This window comes from Stenotrophomonas sp. AS012628 (assembly GCF_010608305.1).
GTDB lineage: Bacteria > Pseudomonadota > Gammaproteobacteria > Xanthomonadales > Xanthomonadaceae > Stenotrophomonas > Stenotrophomonas geniculata.
The window spans coordinates 1-223 of the sequence record NZ_VMBJ01000277.1; the positions used below are offsets into that span (position 1 = coordinate 1).

The 223-nt window shown below is 67.7% G+C and carries 1 protein-coding gene; it reads left to right on the forward strand.

Translation table 11 applies throughout. The features are described from left to right. Window positions 1–223, forward strand: a 223-nt coding sequence (locus G5A07_RS21915; RefSeq protein ID WP_262405917.1) for an acyl-CoA dehydrogenase family protein, incomplete at both ends; no start/stop codon positions are given.

Consider the following 223-nt stretch of genomic DNA (forward strand, 5'->3'; position numbering starts at 1 on the left):
GGGCATCACCGTCATGCGCCCGCTGTCGGTGTTTGGTTACGACGATGCGCCGCACGGCCACATGGAAGTCGACCTCAAAGACGTGCGCGTGCCGGTGGGCAACATCCTGCTCGGTGAAGGCCGCGGTTTCGAGATCGCGCAGGGCCGCCTCGGCCCGGGCCGCATCCACCACTGCATGCGCAGCATCGGCGTGGCCGAGCGCGCGTTGGAGCTGATGTGCAAG